Annotated in this window: 16 protein-coding genes and 3 tRNA genes; 3 read left to right on the top strand and 16 right to left on the bottom strand. The window is 33.3% G+C overall.

Annotated elements, in window-relative coordinates:
* Positions 1–13: 13 nt before the first annotated feature.
* The 6 genes from ABMA70_RS09630 to ABMA70_RS09605 form a co-directional block, all read right to left on the bottom strand.
* Positions 14–1477: a hypothetical protein gene (locus tag ABMA70_RS09630; protein WP_392993877.1), complete on the bottom strand. Its 1464-nt coding sequence runs from the start codon at positions 1475–1477 to the stop codon at positions 14–16.
* A gap of 4 nt (positions 1478–1481) precedes the next feature.
* On the bottom strand, positions 1482–2087 hold the full coding sequence (locus ABMA70_RS09625) for a CsgG/HfaB family protein (RefSeq protein WP_103218539.1): 606 nt from the start codon (positions 2085–2087) through the stop codon (positions 1482–1484).
* 10 nt (positions 2088–2097) lie between these two features.
* Entirely contained in the window at positions 2098–2943 is an 846-nt protein-coding gene (locus ABMA70_RS09620) for an LPP20 family lipoprotein (RefSeq protein WP_103218540.1), read from the bottom strand.
* Entirely contained in the window at positions 2933–3511 is a 579-nt protein-coding gene (locus tag ABMA70_RS09615; protein WP_392993881.1) for a hypothetical protein, read from the bottom strand. The genes ABMA70_RS09620 and ABMA70_RS09615 overlap by 11 nt, the downstream gene beginning before the upstream one ends.
* A gap of 82 nt (positions 3512–3593) precedes the next feature.
* Complete coding sequence (locus ABMA70_RS09610; RefSeq protein ID WP_158246911.1) at positions 3594–4349, bottom strand: ThiF family adenylyltransferase; 756 nt, start codon at positions 4347–4349, stop codon at positions 3594–3596.
* Between the two features lie 29 nt (positions 4350–4378).
* Positions 4379–4455: transfer RNA gene (locus ABMA70_RS09605), tRNA-Arg, on the bottom strand.
* Between the two features lie 134 nt (positions 4456–4589).
* On the opposite strand from ABMA70_RS09605, the gene ABMA70_RS09600 reads away from it, so the two are divergent.
* The 3 genes from ABMA70_RS09600 to ABMA70_RS09590 all read left to right on the top strand — a co-directional run bounded on the left by ABMA70_RS09600 (position 4590) and on the right by ABMA70_RS09590 (position 8382).
* Positions 4590–5465, top strand: coding sequence for a phospholipase A (locus ABMA70_RS09600; protein ID WP_392993883.1), 876 nt, complete (start codon positions 4590–4592; stop codon positions 5463–5465).
* Positions 5462–6748 carry a MipA/OmpV family protein gene (locus ABMA70_RS09595; RefSeq protein WP_392993886.1) on the top strand — a complete coding sequence of 429 codons (1287 nt, stop codon included), beginning with the start codon at positions 5462–5464 and terminating at the stop codon, positions 6746–6748. Before ABMA70_RS09600 ends, ABMA70_RS09595 begins: the two co-directional genes overlap by 4 nt.
* Positions 6749–6885: 137 nt before the next feature.
* Positions 6886–8382: a bacteriohemerythrin gene (locus ABMA70_RS09590; protein ID WP_103218545.1), complete on the top strand. Its 1497-nt coding sequence runs from the start codon at positions 6886–6888 to the stop codon at positions 8380–8382.
* 6 nt (positions 8383–8388) lie between these two features.
* Here ABMA70_RS09590 and ABMA70_RS09585 read toward each other — a convergent pair whose 3' ends face one another.
* The 10 genes from ABMA70_RS09585 to ABMA70_RS09540 form a co-directional block, all read right to left on the bottom strand.
* Positions 8389–9369: an alpha/beta fold hydrolase gene (locus ABMA70_RS09585; protein ID WP_103218546.1), complete on the bottom strand. Its 981-nt coding sequence runs from the start codon at positions 9367–9369 to the stop codon at positions 8389–8391.
* A gap of 98 nt (positions 9370–9467) precedes the next feature.
* The gene (locus ABMA70_RS09580; RefSeq protein ID WP_103218547.1) at positions 9468–10031 is read right to left on the bottom strand and encodes an outer membrane beta-barrel protein; all 564 of its coding nucleotides are present in this window, start codon (positions 10029–10031) and stop codon (positions 9468–9470) included.
* Positions 10032–10151: 120 nt separating this feature from the next.
* Positions 10152–10239: transfer RNA gene (locus ABMA70_RS09575), tRNA-Ser, on the bottom strand.
* A gap of 14 nt (positions 10240–10253) precedes the next feature.
* A tRNA-Ser gene (locus ABMA70_RS09570) sits at positions 10254–10339 on the bottom strand.
* Positions 10340–10398: 59 nt separating this feature from the next.
* A complete protein-coding gene (locus tag ABMA70_RS09565) occupies positions 10399–13566 on the bottom strand; it encodes a hypothetical protein (RefSeq protein ID WP_392993890.1) in 3168 nt (1055 codons plus the stop codon).
* Between the two features lie 31 nt (positions 13567–13597).
* Positions 13598–14587: a hypothetical protein gene (locus ABMA70_RS09560; RefSeq protein WP_103218549.1), complete on the bottom strand. Its 990-nt coding sequence runs from the start codon at positions 14585–14587 to the stop codon at positions 13598–13600.
* On the bottom strand, positions 14577–15416 hold the full coding sequence (locus ABMA70_RS09555; protein WP_392993893.1) for a hypothetical protein: 840 nt from the start codon (positions 15414–15416) through the stop codon (positions 14577–14579). The genes ABMA70_RS09560 and ABMA70_RS09555 overlap by 11 nt, the downstream gene beginning before the upstream one ends.
* Positions 15413–16699 carry a hypothetical protein gene (locus tag ABMA70_RS09550; RefSeq protein WP_103218551.1) on the bottom strand — a complete coding sequence of 429 codons (1287 nt, stop codon included), beginning with the start codon at positions 16697–16699 and terminating at the stop codon, positions 15413–15415. Before ABMA70_RS09550 ends, ABMA70_RS09555 begins: the two co-directional genes overlap by 4 nt.
* Positions 16696–16956 carry a hypothetical protein gene (locus ABMA70_RS09545; protein WP_103218552.1) on the bottom strand — a complete coding sequence of 87 codons (261 nt, stop codon included), beginning with the start codon at positions 16954–16956 and terminating at the stop codon, positions 16696–16698. The genes ABMA70_RS09550 and ABMA70_RS09545 overlap by 4 nt, the downstream gene beginning before the upstream one ends.
* Entirely contained in the window at positions 16949–17329 is a 381-nt protein-coding gene (locus tag ABMA70_RS09540) for a hypothetical protein (RefSeq protein ID WP_146037882.1), read from the bottom strand. Before ABMA70_RS09540 ends, ABMA70_RS09545 begins: the two co-directional genes overlap by 8 nt.
* Between the last annotated feature and the right edge of the window lie 33 nt (positions 17330–17362).

Below are 17362 nucleotides of genomic sequence, written 5' to 3'. Positions count from 1 at the left end.
TAACAAAATAGGATTATTTGATAATTAGTGGAACTATTTGCTTAGCTCCTTTTTCACGAGTAAATTTATAGCCTTTGCCATCAATCTGAAGTTCATATTCACCAGGGGCCAAATTCAAAGGATACATGTAAATATGATCATAAATACCATACCAAGATCGTAGGTCTGCCAATTCAGATTCTTGTATTGCTCGATTTCCGGCTGCATATGCTGCACTAGCTGATAAGTAAGCAATCAAGCTACCGTTGTTATAGAGACTACGATATGTTTGATAAGCAGAAGTAAGAAGCGCAATATGTTTGGCGGCAAGCCTTGCACCAACCTTGGCTTCTAATAATGCGACATCATTCTTAAGAGAACTACTTAAGACTTCCGACGTATTTGCCATGAGGATCAATTCACCATTATCTAGTTCTTCACCCTTTGAGTTTTTAATATTAATCTTTTTAGGCGTAGATATATCTTTTGAATCTATTTTAGGAAGTTCAAAGTAAATTTTTGGTTCTGCTCCTCTTGTAAGAGCAAGCATTTTTAAAGAGAAAGAGACAAAATCGTCCATTCCTTCATTATTAGAAATATAAACTCCTACAGGCAAACCAAGAGGAAAATCATATACCTTGGCAGTCTTTTTAATTACATGTCCATTCATAATGATAAGATAAGTATTAAACGATTTCTTACTATTGAAAAAATCTTGTGTACGCTTATAAGTTTGCGTCTCAGTTATATATTTCGATAATTCATCTTGAGAAACTAAGTGAAGTTTCTTGTAGTCTTCCTGATATTTCTTATAAGAGGAATTAAAACTTGGATAAAGACCCATCTGTTGTACTAAATCTTTTTTTCCAATCATTTTGAAATTGTTAACAATTGATCGATCCTTTGCTCTATCATAAGTATCATGAACAACAATACCCATGAGATCGATAAAGGTTGATCCTTTATAGACTGCACGACCTCTATTTTGGGCTTTGAAATTTTCAATATAGGCACTCCAATCTCTTAACGTTGAAACCATTGCCTGTTGATGAAACCTTCTTTTATTATCAGAATCAACTTCTTTGCTTTTCATATAGTGAGCAAGGATTTCATAAAATCTAATATTGGCTTGCTCAAATTGATTTGGGTAATAAATATCTGTAGCTTCACCAATGAATAGAGATTCTACTTTATTAGAGATACTAATTTTATAGAGATCATTTGCAATTTCTTTAGCATTGTTCAGATGAATAAGAGCATTGTCATAATCTTTTAAATTAAAGAAAGCAATTCCAAGCTCGGCCTGTTTTAAAAAACGATCCTCATCTCTTTTATAGACTTCACCTTTATTGATTTTTTCAACAACTGACTTGTAGTCATTCTTAGAATATAAAGAAGAAATTAAATCTCCTTCATTCCTTACTTTTCTGGCTGCACATGAGACAAATAAAATAAGGAATGAAAGAATAAGAATTCTATTAAAATAGGCTTGCTTCAACTAATTACCAACCTACTTTAGATTTCTCAGAGTATTTATTTACACGGGTTCTTGTTCTCATAACTTCAACACCTCTTGAGATATCAGTCATTCGAATATTCATCGTATACTCTTTTAGAGTTTTTCCACTTCTAGAGCGTGGTTGCATTCTTACATTACCAAAAATCATAATATCAGCACCAGCTGCATTACCAATTTTTTTAGCTTCTGCAGGACTTACCATACCGTCATTTTGATATTGAATTTCTTTTAAAAGAGCTTCACGCGCAGACGCATCAATTAAAATATACTCACCTGACTCACTTAACTGAGTTAAGAATTCATCTGAAATGTCATCTGAAGGAAAGTATGGCTCAGCAGTTTGATTACTAAATTCAGCAACAAACACCTTTGGACGACGACCTAGCTTTAATAAATAATTTTTAAAACCTTTATGTTGTTTCATTTTTTGAATTACTGTTTCAACTGAGTTTTCAGTGTCTCGAGTAACCCATGCATCTGTAATTTCTAATGACTTCTCATCTGAAGTATCACCTGAAACACGTTCTGCTTGAAATCCCCCACAAGAAGCTAGTGCGAAAAGCATTGTTAGCGTTAAAATCTTTTTCATATATCCTCCATTAAATTTTTAAATCTACAAAAATATCAGGTATATCATCTGCAAGTTCATCAACAACCTGTTTGATAATTGCATTTTCAGAACGGCCTGTCTGTGTATACCTTTTTGTAATATTCAATTTTCCTTTTCTGAAATTAATTTCTAATGTTTTCTTTACGAAACCATCAACGTTTAAAAACTCGTCGATAAGAGCTATCGCAATATTTAAACGTGTCTCACTTTTTCCAGAAAATACATTATTCTTATTCAATTCACTTATTAACAATTTATCAACTATTTCAAACTTAGGTTGTGAATAAATATGTAATGTAATGTCTTTCTTAGATCGAGAGTCATATTTTTTAATATTAGATTTATATTTATCCACTAAAGTCATCATATATAATTCTAATTTTTTAATGACGCTATTATTGGCCCTAATCTTAGAAAAAACTAAATTATTACCACTATTATATAGCTCTTCATTTTCTTTCTTAAGATCTGAAATATCACTTCTCAATTTAGAGATAAACTTCTTCGTGTTCAACCCCATCAGGACACAATAATATGAATCCTCATCGACAAAGGATTCTATCATTTCAACGCCAAAAAGATTCTCTGAAACTTCTTCACTTACAAAATCAGAATATTCACCTTCATCTAATTTGCCATTAGAACTTTCTATTGAGGTAAACTTAGCTTTTACTTTAACTTGAAAATTTTTTGCTATTTCAACTCGTGCATCTTCCGTAGCTTCTTTTTCACTAAGGCCACATGTCTTCGCACATAGAAAATCCTTTGGACAAGACTTTATTTGTCCAAATGAATATAGACTTACAAGTGATAGTAATAAAATTTTATTCTTCAAATTTCTGTCTCAGCTCTTCTTTGTGTGAATCTTTTGCAACAGCAATAGCTTTTTCTTGAGCATAACGAATCGCTCTTTGTAGCGTTTCTTCCTTAATGCCAACTAAAGAATAACAAGCATAGTATGGATCACCAATTAACTTATCATCTTTCATTTTCTGTCTCTTTTCCCAATACTGTTCCTTAACTCTAACACCAGATACTTTAGTTCTAATTGATTGAGTAAGAGTTTCAGAAAATGTTTTCACCTCTTGAGAGTCTTCATCAAGATTTGTTACTTCAGTATAATCGTTTGCAATTTCTTGAGAAATTTCAGAAGCAATTACTGCTGTCGATCTTGCTGTTGCTGACTTAACACAAAGTCTTCTATTTCTATTTTCTGATTGAGATAAGAAGTAATGATAGTCTTTATCACCTTTGTAATTGTCAGTACTTTCTAACCAATCAGGTTCAATTTTGTTTGAAGCATTTAAGATTTTATAATCAATTTCAAACTCTCTTGCCTTCTTACCAGAGGAACAAGAAAATAAAGTAATTGATATTAAAAAGAATGATAAAATTTTTGTCATGGTATCTCCCGAAAAAATAGCCTTAGTAGACTTTTCTAAGTCAACTAATTTTACTTTACGTTGAGATATAATCAATGAAAAATTATTTTAATAATTCCTTAACGGCGATGTGACTGAGTAAGAAGCCTACTGTTCCTGTCATGTATGTTGCAGTACCTAGACCACCATCACAATCAAGCTTTAGTGCAGCTGAAGTATTATCTAATTCGCACTTTTTAATCTTCTTAGAAGGCTCTGGTGAATATACACATTGAACTTTTGCTTTTGAGCGGCCTAGTGGATAAAGATGTTTCTTTTTTAGCTCTTGCCTTACTTTACGATAAAGCATGTCTTGTTTTGTTTTAGATAACTCAGCGACTGTAATCATTGTAGGATCAACTTTGCCACCAATGGCCCCAGAACTTACAATTTTGACTTCACGCTTATAGCATTCGTTAATAAGAATTGCTTTCTCACGAGGGGCATCAATTGTATCAATAATAATTGATGGTGATTCTGCAAAAATCTTTTCCATATTCTTTTCATTGAAAAAGCAATAATGGCAGACGACTTCACAGTCTGGATTAATAGTAGCGATCCTCTCCTTAAGAGCATCAGCTTTCATCTTTCCATAATTTCCATCATGAGCATGTAGTTGACGATTTGTATTTGAAACACAGATATCATCAAGATCCACTAAAGTGATTTTATTAACACCGAGACGTGCGATAGATTCCACACACCAAGTCCCCACTCCGCCAAGGCCAATAATCATAAAGTGTGAATCTTTAATAACAGAAAAAGCTTCCGTTCCCAGTAGGGCGGCTATTCCATTAAATCTTTGTTCGTGATTTGACATAGGCTTGTAAAAACAGGTGCTTAAGAACATGGCGCACTCGGCAGGAGTCGAACCTGCGACCTTCTGATCCGTAGTCAGACACTCTATCCAGCTGAGCTACGAGTGCGCATGTAGAAGTATTTATAGCCCCTAACTGCTCATATTGTCAATGCGTTCTTGCATTCAGGGAAATAATTTGTCAGAGAGGGCCAAATCATTGGACAATAGCCTCAATTTATTAATTATTTACAGCTATTTTACATGAACAAATTTCTAATTATATTATTAATACTTCCACTTTTTTCATTCGCACAAGAAAGTAGTGAACTTCAACAATCACTCGAGAAAAGAATAAAGGAAGATGAGCATTCAAATCATACGTCTTCCCTAGTTACAGCACATAGGCCAAATTACATTTTACCAATCACCTATATGCACGATCCAAATGAGGCTCCTTATCCTGTAGATGATGAATTAAAAAATATTGAAACAAAGTTTCAACTAAGTTTTAAATTTACGGTCCTCTCGCAAATTTTTGGTTCGAAAACTGATTTAGATTTTGCCTATACTCAAAAATCTTTCTGGCAACTTTATAATAAGAAAAATTCGGCAGCTTTTAGAGATACTAATTATGAGCCTGAACTATTTATATCGTTTGAACCATTTAAAGAAGATTGGCGTATTTTTAAAAATTACTACCACTTTGGTTTTGTTCATCAATCAAATGGTAAAGACTTACCACTATCTAGAAGCTGGAACAGAGTCTTTGCTACAACATTCTTCGAATGGCAAAAAACTCTTTTTATGCTTAAGGTGTGGTATCGCATAAATGAAGAGCCAAAATCAGGGCCAACCGATTATACAGGTGATGACAATCCAGACATTACTGATTATCTTGGCTACTTTGAGCTTACAGGTATTCATAAAATAGATGGGCATACACTTTCTTGGATGGTTAGAAATAACTTAAAAAAAGATAATAAAGGTGCCTTAGAAATCGATTGGTCTTTTCCATTACCTGAAACTCGTCTTAAAGGTTATGTACAATTTTTTACTGGTTATGGTGAGACACTAATTGATTATGATTACAATATGACTCGCATTGGACTTGGGGTCGCATTTACAGATTGGTTATGATGAAAAAAATCTTAGTTACAATTTTATTCTCTACTTTTACTCTTGCGAGCAACTATAAGCCACAGTACTGGGGTATAGGTTTCGGTTACAGAAATGCGGACATACCATTTAAAGTAAAAGATAAAAAAGTATCTGATATTATTCCACTATTCTTTTACAAGCGTGGTGACTTTCATCTTGACGGGTTATCTGCGCACTTCACTTTCTATAGGCCATTAAAAAATCTCAATATTAATTTAATGTCCCAATATCGCTTTTTTGACATACCAAAAGATAGTCAAAATACGATTAGAAATGCCGGTTTTGACTATGGTCTCGAAGCGCAATATGAACACTCAAAAATGTGGAGAACAAGTGCTCAACTTCTAGCAGATCATTCAACAAGAAGTTACTTAACGTTAAAAACTGAAGCGGATTATGTATGGAAAAATGTATTCTTTCGCCCATATGCTTTTCTAACATTAAGAAGTGCTGAATTTAATAATAAGTATTATGGACTAGATGTATCAAGACCTGGGACAGGTTATGAAATTGGGACAGGTGTAAAAGCCGCCATTAGAGTACACAAAGACTTCAACATTCTTACTCATGTAAAAGTAAGTACTTTGGATAATGAAACAGCAGATGCTCCAACTATTCGCAACCAAGTAAATACTGAAACCTTTTTAGGCATTGGCTTCATGGACCCTCACTTAATTCATATGAATGGTCATGATATTTCAAAGCGCACTAAGCTAAAATCTAAAACTTTTGTTAGAGCTGCTTATGCAATGGCCACTCCATCAAACCTAAGCGATATCCTTTCTTTTCATACGGCTACTGATAAATATAATAATGACATGGTTTCTTTTGCCTATGGTATTCCAATGGCCGATAAGTTTCTTGGATCAGATATTCCCGTTTATCTACTGCCACAATATGTTGGTCACCTTAAAAGTGAAGTTCAAGAAAGAAGTAATGAATTTGCATTAGCAGTAAAGATCTTTATTCCATTTCACTGGCCGATTAACTGGCGTCTTGGTTTGGCCGAAGGTATTTCATATGCTGATCAAATTACCTATATCGAAGAATTCGATATTTCAGGAAAGGGATATCGTAGTAGTAAGTTCATGAATTACTTAGATTTTTCAATCGATTTTAGCTTAGAAAAGGCCGGCCTTAAACATACTTGGCTAGGACTTATGATTCATCATCGCTCAGCAATTTTTGAATCATCATCTATGTTTGGAAGAATTAAAGGTGGCAGTAATTACATTGGAACTTATATTCAACAAGATCTATAGAATCCCCGAAGGTTTAAATTAAAAAAGTTGAAAAACTCAATGATTTCAATAATCTCTATAGTGGAAAATTCTTCTTTCCTGACTATTATCAGTAAAATTTCGCTCTAGAAACATGATATTCATCCGATAATGAGTGCATGAAAAATATAAACTATGTATTCACTCCATTATTTTTATCGACCACTATCACAGGGCTTAGCGTTTACTACAGTCAGATTAGTCTAACTCAAGGACTTGCTTTCTTTAGTGCACTTATTCCTTTCACAATCTTTGCAGTTAAAGAAAGAAGAAAGCATCGAATTAATCTTCAATCATTTGTACAAAAGCTAGATTACTTACAACGAAATATCGTTGGAACGAATGCACAGTTTTTTGAATCATGTGAGCAACTAGACGAAAGTACAGAAGAGCAAGCAAGTGCCGTTATTCAAACAAGTGCAACGAGTGATGAAATCAGTGCCATGATTACTAAAACGACAGGATCAATTGACTCATTTGAAGCAAATATAAAAGAGATCAATGGACTAATCAGTAGAAGTGATCACTCTCTATCTAAACTTGAAAAGAATATCCAATCAAGTTTAACAACAAGTCGTGATATTACTAATTCTCTTAGTGATATCGTTGTGAATCTAAATGGATTCCTATCAACATTTACTGACGTTGAATCAAAAGCAATGCTTATTAATGATATTGTTTTCCAAACAAAACTACTTTCATTCAATGCTTCGGTTGAAGCCGCACGTGCTGGCGAGCACGGAAAAGGGTTTTCAGTTGTAGCGGAAGAAATCGGTAAGCTTGCATCAACTAGTGGAGAAAGTGCTGAGGCGATCAATGCGACTCTTCATGAAGCACAATTAAAACTTAATACTCTAATTTCAAATATTCAAGAGAACAGCAAAAGCCTTAACGAAAGGCTTGATCAAACAGCTGACTCTTGTGACAACACACTTCAAGAATTTAGACACAGTTTTAATCAAACTAATGATGAAACAATGAAGATGAACGAGCAAATTCAAGAAGTAACAATTGCGGCGAAGGAACAGGAGAATGGTGTTATCGAACTTCGTGATGCAATTCACGCAATTAATAACTCGACTCAAAGAAGTGCACTTGTTGTATCGCAAACACTAAATCTAGCAAATACAATTAGTCAGTACCTAGGTGAACTTTCGGGATCTATTAATAACACTAAGAAAACACAAAATATTACAATTAACGAAAACATTGAATTAATCCCTTGGGAAGATAAGTACAATATTGGAATTTCAAAAGTAGATGGTGAACACCAAGAATTACTACGTAAAATTAATGGCCTTATTAATTCAATGAATACTGGTAGAGGTATGAAAGAAGCTTTCCAGACGCTTAAAGAATACACTGTGTTCCATTTTGATGAAGAAGAAGAATACATGTTAAGCATTAACTACCCTTCTTATGAATCACATAAAAGGGTACACGAGAAACTTCTATCTGCCGTAGCACGTTTTGAACAACAGCTACACAATGGAACGCTAGAAAAAGATAAGCTAGCAAGTTTCTTAAAGAACTGGTTATTTACACATATTATGGGTATTGATACTAAATATGCAGATCATGCGAAAAAGCAGCGAACGACAAAGTTCGCTGCCTAAGCAAAATTAGAATTCGGGATAAAAAACTTTCGCGAATCGAGAATAGTTTTCAAATTGAGGCATATGCCCTAGGCCATCTAATTCAATCAATTTTAGCTTAGGGTTATTTTTCTTTATGTCTTTACCAAGTTTTTGATATTGACCAAGTTTTCTCTTCACACCTTTTTTCTTCCACCCTCGACCTGGACCAGTTCGGTCACGAGTTCCTAAAATTAAAACTGTTTTTGCTTTAATTTTTGGAAATTTAACAACAATATTATCATTGAATATTGGCCCGTAAGTTAAAGCGGCATTCCAGGCAACAACATCATAATCAGGACCATTTAGCCATCCTTTAAAAGGAGTCAGAAGCTCTTCATAAGAATCGGCCCAAGTGCCATCATAGTAGTTTTTCTTTTGATAGTTTCTCGCACCATCAACTGTTTTATTTTTTTCAATATTATAAAAGAAGTCAGGATCTTTATATTCAGCATAATCCAGATAGGCTTCAAGACCGATTGGATTTACTAGAATAATTTTTTTAATGTCTCGATACATTGAACCCATATTTACTGCAAGCATCCCTCCCATAGAGTGACCAACAAGAGTATATTTTTTTACGCCTATCGATTTTAGTAGATCATGAGTGTTCTTTGCCAACTGAGGAAAGCTGTAGCTATAGCTCTTTGGTTTAGAGCTTTTCCCAAAGCCAATTTGATCAGGAATGATAACTCGGTAACCTTTCTTCACAAGATCATTTGCGACTCTCTCCCAATAAAATCCTGCAAAATTTTTACCGTGCAGAAGTACTGCTACTTTATGTTTCGAACTTCCTATATCCATATAACGCATTTTTAGCTTTTGCCTTTGTGACGAAAGTTCAAAAGTCTTTACAGGAAATGGATAGCTAAATTCAGTTAATTCAGCGTCAAAGCTCAATTCATTTTTTGTATTAGTGGAACAAGATACAAGAAACACCGCTAGAATTAGCGTAGTTATAATTTTCATTTTACATCCTTTGTTAGCTTTCTAAATTTTAAAAATGACTAACAAGGATGTAAACCCATCTAACAAAGAGTTAACAAATCAAATGTTTAACTCGGATATTAGATTCGGATACCAAATCCTAATGATGACTGGAGCTCTTCTTTATCATCAGTGAAGATAACATTTACACCTGCATTTAGTGTAAATACATTCATTAGATTTATCGCAAGACCTGTACCAGCGTATGGATTAACATAGGTAGCAGGCTCTACAATCGTCGTTACACCGGCTTCTGTTCTTTCGTACTTACTATCTCTAGCATGAGCACCAGCTCTCAAATACCAATTAAGTGCACGTCCAAGATTAAATGAACTTCTAAGCCCAAGCATATAATTTGTCGATGAATCACTAATATCAATACCTGAATCAAATGACTCATCTTCCTTGGCCTGAGTTACCTCTGCTTCAAGTGATAGGTACTTTGGTCCATAATTAGCTCTAAGGCCATAAAACAGACGACTAGACGTATGAGGAGTAGGAAGAATTTTTTGTACACGCTCATATCCTACAACTGGTTCAATTTCTAGATTGCCACTTTTAAAGCCACCAAAACTTCGCCCTTGAGCAAAAGTAGAAAGAGAAATAATAATTGTCAGTACTGCTAATAATAGTTGAGTCTTCATGAGCTTATTATCGCATGTCTATAGGGGCAACGTATCGAAGGGGTAAATTTGGCCTAACCTTAAATTTAGGCACAAAAAAAGATCGCTTTTGCGATCTGATAATAATTGGGAATTTTAAAATGGCGGAGAAGGCGAGATTTGAACTCGCGGTACCCGGAGGTACGACACCTTAGCAAGGTGCTGGATTCGGCCACTCTCCCACTTCTCCATTAAGAAAAAAAGTGGCGGAGGACACAGGATTCGAACCTGCGGAGCTCGCGCTCAACGGTTTTCAAAACCGCCGCTTTCGACCACTCAGCCAATCCTCCGCAAAATACAAATATTTTGCATTCGTGAGATATATTATTAAGATTCTTACACACATTTGTCAACGCTTTAATGCATTTATTAATGCAAGAATATTTTCCCTGTCTCTTGCAGCTGGGCTAAGCGTCAAATATCTCTGAAATTTATCAATCGCAAGGTTAGGTTGACCTAGCTCTTTATAGAGAAATCCCATCATCTTATTTAAGTCCGCATCGTTCGGATTAAGCCTGTTAGCGCGCTGAAAGAACTGTAGCGAGGGTACAAACTCTCGTGTTTGAAACGTTAGCTTACCCATTGAAAAGATCGCATCAAAGTAGTTCTTATTAATCTGGATTGCCTTAGATAAATTCTTTTTGGCCTCCTGAACTTTTTTGCCTATTAAATAAATTTCTCCTAGTACATAGTAACCAAATTCAGAATTAGGATGCTTTTCAATTTCAACAAGTGCTGCTTTCTCTGCTTCTTTAAACTTTCTCTGGCTGAATAAAATTTTAGAACGATAATAATTTATTCTAGGATATGTAGGTAATCTCTTTTCTAAAATATCGATATGTTGATTAGCAAGGCCAAAATTATTCATATGAATATAAGTAATAATCAACTTCTCTCTTACAAGAAGATTTCCAGGCTCATAGACAAGTAACTTAATAGCATTCTCTACAAGTTCTTTATAATTTCTTTCAATTTCTGAAACTTCTACTAAGTAAGAATAAAGTGCACCATCTTTCTTATTAAGACGATCTAGCACTTCTTTCATTTCACGATAAGCTTCATAGTTTTGATCACGATAGTAGAAGACAGCAATTTGACCATATAACTTTGGATTATCTCTATGCTCTAATAATTCTTGGCGTAGATATCCAATAGCAGTTGTAACACCGTCTGTTTCATAAAGGACCTTACTATTTAAAATCTTATAATCAATATTAGAGGGATTCAGTCCCATCGCTTCATTAAGGAAAATCTTAGTTTGTTTGAATCTCTTATTCTTAAAAGCAATTTTGGCCATTTCAAATTGAGCAACATCACTTAATGGGTTAACTCTTATGGCTGCTTTAAATTTATCAAATGCCATTTTATCATTTGAAATAAGATTGTAGTAAAGACCAAGTAACATATGAAATTCAAAGGTCTCTCTAAACTTCTCACTTGTTGAAAGTGCCGATAATAAGCGTTTGGCCTCATCCTTCTTATAAGACATTATATTGGCCTTAATAAGTGCGTAGTTGATACGTGGGTTAACTGGATGTAATGCTCTTAGCTTTGTAAGCGTCGTGATAGCAAAGTCAAAATACCCTCTTTTAACTTGCAACTCTGCTAAGTAGAGTTTTGCATCAATACTTGTTTCATCTAATGAAACAGCTCTAAGGGCCAACTCAAATGCTCTATCCCAGTTTAGAAGAGCGACTTCGTCCTTAGATTGTCTAATTAAGACTTTAATCTTACTCGTTGAAATAACCTTCTGTGTAAGATCACTACCTGCAACATCCAAAGTTGCTAGTGTATCGCGTAGAGATTCGTCATCATATATTTTTAATGATTGTTGAAAAAGCTTAGTCGCACCCTGGATGTCTTTATTATAAGCTTTAACAAAGCCCATAAATTTTAAACCCTGAGCAAAATTATAAGGAGATCCACCACCGTATTTTGCAATCAAAATTGATGCAATCTTATTAAGCTCCCCCATCTTTTCTAACTCTAAAAGTAAATCACCATAGATGATTAGAAATCGATAATCACTTTGAAATTTAGACTGATTCTCTGTAATAAGCTTTAAGGCCTGGGTACTATTTTCATTTAAAAGCAAATAATTAACCATCGCATCGATAGATTCGACGGTTCTAATTTTTGCGTTAAAAAGCTTATCATAGACAATCTTTGCCTTTTCAAGCTCTCCCGCCTTAAGTAGATAATTTAGATAAATTGAAAATAGCTTAATCGATGGTTTATTTGATTTTAAATAATTATATCTTTCTATTGTAAATATGGCAGTTTCATACTTTTGAAAGTAAGCATAGAATTGAGCTGCACCAATTACAACGTCAATATCAGATAAGAGCTTCGAGTCTTCGATTCTAATCAACTTCGATAATACTTGTCCCGCTTCAAACTTATTTTGAGTATCAATTAGTAAATCACTATACGAATGTATTAGTTTGCTTATCGCCGGATTACCTGAGAACTTATATCGAAGTGAAAGATTAAATTTGTTTGCAGCACTGATTCTGTTTACGAATCCATCTTTTTTAAAAAAAGCCAAACCTTCTGTATAAGCAATCTGAGCCTTTTGAGGCTGTGCGATTTCAGTTGCAACAGGAAAGGAGATTTTTGGAACAACTACTGTCTCAATTTCCTTCTTTTCTTCCGGCATTAAAAATATAATGGCCACGACCAAAAAGAGTGCAACAGTAAGGTTTCTTTTCTTATTACTTGTTACTGTTTTTTTCTCGGCCTTCTTCTCGATAATTTTCTTTTTAGGCTTCTTTTTGAGTCTACGCTCTTCTTGCATAATCTGAAGTTCAATATCACTATAATCTTCAGTTTTTGTAGGAAGCTCTTCCCTCTTAAGTTCTGCAAGATTAAACATCTGTGTTGCAGCATCTGCATCTACGATTTCTTCAGGTTCTGGCTCCGGCTCTTTTTCTTTGGATTCACCTGATTCACCATTATCATCATCTTCGTCATCAAGATCAAATTCATCTTTGAAATTATTGATGACAACCGTCTTTGCGATATCCTCATCGTCATCTGCTTGCTGCTTTTGTTTTTTGAGACTTGAAATATTAACAAGTACTGTTTTATCAATTGCAGGAGGCTCTTCCTCTAATTCGACTTCGTCTCGTGCTTCATCTTCAAGCTCTTTTTTCGCTTTAAATTTTTCTTCAATTTCCTGATAGTCGATATCAATATCTTTATCTTTCGAAAACTTGAATTCATTAAATGCGGTTTTATCTTCGCCTATTAACGTATGATGTTTTTGCTCACTATCTGTTTGAGCATATTTCACTTCTTTTTCTGTCTTATCTTTAACTTGTGTAGGCTCTTCTATTTTTCTGAAAAGATCACTAAGTTCTGGAATAGCATTTACAGGGGCCCAATCCCCTGTTGGAAATTTTTGGAATAGACACGAATCATCGATTGCATCTTTATGACCCAGCTCAATTAATTCGGAAAATACAAAGGGGCCCAAAACCTTATTTGCTTTGGTTTTGACACGAAACTTTATCATGCCTTTATTATCCTAAGTATATGAAATTAAATCAAATATAGGCTTTGCGTGGACTATTTTTCACAATACCAAAAATATTTTGCCTGTAAGCTAGCGAAATAATCAGGAATATCGTTGAAAGTAACTGTAAATTCGTTAAATAATCAATATGCAAATAAACGATATGCCCAATAAGAAATAGATAAGCTACATGAATAATGCTCATGAGCTTAGAAACTAGTGGTGAATAATCAACTTTATTTGCAAAAACTAACAAATATACGACTAGAAATAACTGATAAAAACTATCAAGACCAAAAGTCGGTAAATAGATGATTGCACTTGCTAAACAAATCGACATCAATTGAATCGCTTGAAAGCGAGTATCTACTTTAATAAAAGAAAAGATAACTTGCAGACTTAGAAATAGAAGATAGAAATAAGGACTAAGCTCAATATTTAAACCAATAAATCTCTCTAATACTGAAAGACAGAAAATATACTGTAGAATCGATAGATAAGGACGATTCTTCTCTTTAGGCATTAGTAGTGCCGTTGTTACGACAATCAAAATTTCGTAAAAGAAGTTACCCAACTCTACGCCTTGAAATTCTTTCACAAAGAAATAAACAACAGCAATTACAATCCAAGCAAGTATATAAAATAAACTATGCTCGCTTTTTTTATCTGTATCGAAGAAACATAAAGCCCCTAAGAGAAGAACAATATCCGTAACACCTGTAAAATTCCAAATATTAAAAAGTGAGAACCAAAGGAGCGTAAAACCTTTGAATAAAGATCGAAGATCTCCCTTACTATTAAAAAAGAAAAAAGAGAAAGTTACGGCCATTACAGCGAAGTAGCTTCTTTCTGTTGAAGAAAAAACATAGTCTTTAAATAAGAAATAGAAAACACCCAGAAATATTACTGATAGTATTGAAGTTCTCTGCTTCTCATTAATACCAGAATACTTTTCTAAAATTGAATTTAAAAAATATGTTACAGGATAAAAAAGTAGTAATGAATAAAAACTAGCTTGCATGGTTTAACTCCACACTCTTATTACAGAACTCGACAAAAATTGAGAGTAGAACAACTAACGGTATTAGCTTCGCTAGTCCAGTAAGAAATGAAAGGGATAAAATAATCGTTAGCATCGCTATATTCGATGTAATGATAAATTGTAAGCGATCCTTATATCCCTTAATAAATTCAGATAGGCCGAGTAAACTTAAAGCCGTTAATAATAACGGTAGGCCATGAACTTCATTTAATAATAAAATAGATATCGCAAGGATATTAATTGAATTAGTAACGCCTTCTCTGAAGTGAAGAAAAACTAATAAAATTACAATTAGTGGTATTACTAACAAAGACGTACTTACAACATAATCAGAATAATTAATTAAAGTTAAATATTTTAAGATGAAAAGTGATAAAAAAACACTATCGTCTTTAGAGAAAAATATGAAAATCAAAGATGATATGACAAGCGCGTAAAAAAGGTAATAAAACTTATCTTTAAAAATTAACAGTCCTAATAAATTTATAAATAAATAAGCTAAGAACTTAAAGTTATGTAACTTAGCAATTGATAGTAGCGACATTGATGCCAGTACAAATGTTGCCAAGTTTGCTGCACCAAATGTGACAAAGGACAACGGTGCCATCAGTGTTAAACTTAATGAATCTGACTTTCTCATTAAATATAGAGTAAAAAGCGCCCCAACCACAGGAAGAAAACCAAAGTTTATCCCTAAACTTAATCCTGAAAAACCAGTGTAATACATTACGCCACTTAAGAAGAAGCACAGAAGTGTAGAAAGGATGATCGAAGTCGCAAATGTTAGATGATCTCTATTTATTCTCATTTAGTTACCACCTGAATAATTAATACTAGAAAATAAGTGGCCATAATTATCATGCTTAATGCTCGTACACTACGATATGATAGAGCAAATACGCCCAAATGCGATTTTTGAATATTAAACTGCTGCTTAGAGCTATCCTTAAGAGCAAATACTCCATCTAAAAATGCAAATCGCTTTAAGTTACCTAAATTAATTTTTGTTCCGATTAAAGAAACACTAACCGGTAATTTCGATACAAACCCAAACACTATAAGACTCAATATAAGATAAGAGCTAATCGCATAATAAATAGAAGTCTTATCAACCTCACCGATGGCCCCTTGAAATAAAATTAAACCGAATGAAATTAGGCTCATTGTTATCAAACTATAAAGAAACTCAAACCATTGTAATCCGAACTTATTGTGTATTGTTGAATCCGTATTCAGTAATAAGATTATGATGGCAATAACAAAACTCAAAATAATAATTGTTAAATTTTGAATAGAGAAAGCTAATGTGAGTAAACCAACTATCCAGATCTGATCAAAAAGCTCATAAGAAAAGTACTTTTTTAGTACTTCTGACTCTAAAACTAATAGATTCTTTGTTGTAATAAGTGACTTACTTACGTAATAAAAAACTATAATCGACATAAGTAAGGTTTCTAAATTCAATAGTACCGCTATGATTGAAGAAAGTAAGAAAACTGTTTTAAATATAGTTGCCTTACTGATTACAGTTATAAATAGTAAAATCGACAATGAAATCAGAAAAACATTAAGCGTTGGAGATATATGCTGAATATTAGAAAGCAATAACACTGACATGATCACACCGTCAGTAATTGCAAAATCTTCATCGCTTGAATGCATAAAACTTAAAAGTAAATATACTGTAAATAAATACTTAAAAGATGTAGATTTATCAACCAAAGTTAAAAAGCAAATAATTGCAATCTTCAAAATATCCAAAGAGCGATATTTTAAATCAGGCTTGGCAAAATTAAATAAACTACATGCACTAAAACCAATTATCTTTAGATTTATATCAACTGGCAGAAGTAAAACTGCAAATGGAAGTACTTCATAAACCTTACGTTGCCCCTGATCAATAACTAGATATGAGAGAACGAAAGGTATAATTGTATTGAAAAAATCAAACTCGACACCGGAGAAGAAATAAATAAAGTTCAATAAAATAGGAAAAATACTAATAAATGCTTTTCCATAATTATTTATACGATTACTAAAGTGTAATCCTATTAGAGAAAGGATAAATAATGAGATATTTATATAAATCATTTTAACCCCTGCCTTACTTTAAACTCTTTAAAAATAGAATTAATGATTAAGAAGATTGGTGCAGAATAAATAAAGATCATCACACCATCTCCTAAGCTAATCGACTCTTGTACTCTTAAATCGATCAGTAGTAGAAAAATTGTGATAATAGTAAAAAGAGAAAACAGCTTCTTAGTAAATCTCTTCGTAAAAAGATAAACGCCAATATTTATAACAAATAAAATTGAAAGAAGTGAAAATGGATCGATATTATGCATTCTTATCTCCATCTAAATTTACAATTGATAAAAATGCTATAAACACAAGCAAAACACTAAATTTCAGTAATATTGTCCAATCAACATGTGTATCGACATTAAAGTTATTAATGGCCCCAATTAAACCACCTGAACTTTTAAGGTGATAAATATTAACAGAAAACACACCTAGTATAATTGTCGTAAATAAAAAGTACGGTAAGTATTCAAAACGCTTAAAGCGTACTTCTGAGGTTGGAAAGCAATATTCAATAACACTTAAGATTAATATAAAAAGTGATAAGAAAATAAATAAGAAATACAATAATACCGTTGAAGATACTCCTAGAAAATTTAGAAGTAACATCGTAAGAGATATTGGATAGATAATCATTGTATATCTCTTTCTAGAGAATGCCGCTAATAA

It is taken from the genome of Halobacteriovorax sp. XZX-3 (assembly GCF_043196495.1).
Classification (GTDB): domain Bacteria; phylum Bdellovibrionota; class Bacteriovoracia; order Bacteriovoracales; family Bacteriovoracaceae; genus Halobacteriovorax_A.
Note: the sequence above shows the minus strand (reverse complement) of the source record. Positions and strands in the feature narration are given on the sequence as shown.

Bases quoted from the DNA above. Each gene is read 5' to 3' on its own strand.
- ABMA70_RS09555 (WP_392993893.1), bottom strand. From the start codon at position 15,416: ATGAGAATAAATAGAGATCATCTAACATTTGCGACTTCGATCATCCTT.
- ABMA70_RS09540 (WP_146037882.1), bottom strand. From the start codon at position 17,329: ATGATTATCTATCCAATATCTCTTACGATGTTACTTCTAAATTTTCTA.
- ABMA70_RS09590 (WP_103218545.1), top strand. From the start codon at position 6,886: ATGAAAAATATAAACTATGTATTCACTCCATTATTTTTATCGACCACT.
- ABMA70_RS09560 (WP_103218549.1), bottom strand. From the start codon at position 14,587: ATGCAAGCTAGTTTTTATTCATTACTACTTTTTTATCCTGTAACATAT.
- ABMA70_RS09585 (WP_103218546.1), bottom strand. From the start codon at position 9,369: ATGAAAATTATAACTACGCTAATTCTAGCGGTGTTTCTTGTATCTTGT.
- ABMA70_RS09595 (WP_392993886.1), top strand. From the start codon at position 5,462: ATGATGAAAAAAATCTTAGTTACAATTTTATTCTCTACTTTTACTCTT.
- ABMA70_RS09615 (WP_392993881.1), bottom strand. From the start codon at position 3,511: ATGACAAAAATTTTATCATTCTTTTTAATATCAATTACTTTATTTTCT.
- ABMA70_RS09565 (WP_392993890.1), bottom strand. From the start codon at position 13,566: ATGATAAAGTTTCGTGTCAAAACCAAAGCAAATAAGGTTTTGGGCCCC.
- ABMA70_RS09545 (WP_103218552.1), bottom strand. From the start codon at position 16,956: ATGCATAATATCGATCCATTTTCACTTCTTTCAATTTTATTTGTTATA.
- ABMA70_RS09625 (WP_103218539.1), bottom strand. From the start codon at position 2,087: ATGAAAAAGATTTTAACGCTAACAATGCTTTTCGCACTAGCTTCTTGT.
- ABMA70_RS09600 (WP_392993883.1), top strand. From the start codon at position 4,590: ATGAACAAATTTCTAATTATATTATTAATACTTCCACTTTTTTCATTC.
- ABMA70_RS09610 (WP_158246911.1), bottom strand. From the start codon at position 4,349: ATGTCAAATCACGAACAAAGATTTAATGGAATAGCCGCCCTACTGGGA.
- ABMA70_RS09550 (WP_103218551.1), bottom strand. From the start codon at position 16,699: ATGATTTATATAAATATCTCATTATTTATCCTTTCTCTAATAGGATTA.
- ABMA70_RS09580 (WP_103218547.1), bottom strand. From the start codon at position 10,031: ATGAAGACTCAACTATTATTAGCAGTACTGACAATTATTATTTCTCTT.